1 protein-coding gene is annotated in these 1,185 nt (G+C 67.7%); it reads right to left on the bottom strand.

Annotated elements, in window-relative coordinates; genetic code table 11:
• Window positions 1-205: 205 nt before the first annotated feature.
• Window positions 206-457, bottom strand: a complete 252-nt coding sequence (locus BN3789_RS12870; RefSeq protein WP_147569750.1) for a transposase — start codon at window positions 455-457, stop codon at window positions 206-208.
• Window positions 458-1,185 lie beyond the last annotated feature (728 nt).

Genomic DNA, 1,185 nt, shown 5'->3' with positions numbered 1-1,185 from the left:
GGAGGCCTCCCAGCACGCCATGACCGCGTCGCGCGCGTCGGCCCACGGGTCCGAGCGCCCGCGCTTCAGCCAGTCGCAGAAGCCGGACCTGCTCACGCCGAGCAGCCTCGCCATCATGCCGATCGGGTAGTCCGCCCTCTCCGCCTCCATCAGGGCGTAGCGCTCCGCTACCCCTGGGTCCTGGCGAAGAAGGCCGCGGCTTCTTTCAGGAACCCGTTCCCCGTCTCCAGCTCGCGCACCCTCTTCTTGAGCCGCCTGAGCTCGGCGTCGGGGTCCCCCGGCGGGGCGCCGGCGCCCCCAGCTCGCGCCTCCTCTTGATGACCCACGTGTTGACCGTCTTCGAGTTCAGGCCGAGCTCCTTGCAGCACTCGGTGATCGGCCTGCCGGAGGCGATGACGTGGTCCGCGGTCTCCCGGCGGAACTCCTCGGTGTACTTGGCGGCGGGGTTCTGTCCCATGTCTGCCTGCACCTTCTCTCGGAAACTTATAGATAGGTATTATCCGGGGTTACGGGCACCTCGGACTCCCTGTCCGATAAAAGAGTACAGCTCAGATCGCCGTGATGCCGGCGTAGGGAGGCGGCCTCCCGACCGAGAGGTCCCCCCGGGCCCCCGGGCCCGTCGAGGATACCCGCGCCCGCGCCCGCCGCCGGGGATGGCGCCGGGGCGAACCGCGCCCACGCTATGCACGCCCCGCGAGGGGCGCGTGCGACCTTAGAATCGGCCGCGCCCGGCCGATGTGCGGCTCCGCCCAGCCGAAGGCATCCTTTTGCGGCAACCGATCCCCGCGAGGGGTGGCGACACGCGGACATGAGACTGTTCACAGTGCCTGACGTTGGGAAAACGTCGTCTCGACGGCGCTGCGGGAGCGGAAGGGCCCGACCCGCCTTTGGCCAGGCGGGTTGGGCCGTTTTTGCCACTTGACAGGGTTATCGGTCATATGAGCGTGCCAAACTGCCCGGTTTGTGTCATTGACCCCCTCGCTCGGACGTGCCGGGATGCTATCCCGCCCCGCGCAAGGCCCTGGGGAAGGTGCCGACGCGGCACCCGTTTAATTGAATAAAATGATCTTTTGCACAGTGTGGATAGATTCGCCGTCCCGACTGCCTCGGTCGTATAATCCGAGATGACATAGCACGCCCGCGAGAGCGTCCCGCGGGGTGCCGCGCTCTCGCGACGTGGTGGTC

The organism is Collinsella ihumii (assembly GCF_900046475.1).
GTDB classification, from domain to species: Bacteria; Actinomycetota; Coriobacteriia; order Coriobacteriales; family Coriobacteriaceae; genus Collinsella; species Collinsella ihumii.
Note: the sequence above shows the minus strand (reverse complement) of the source record. Positions and strands in the feature narration are given on the sequence as shown.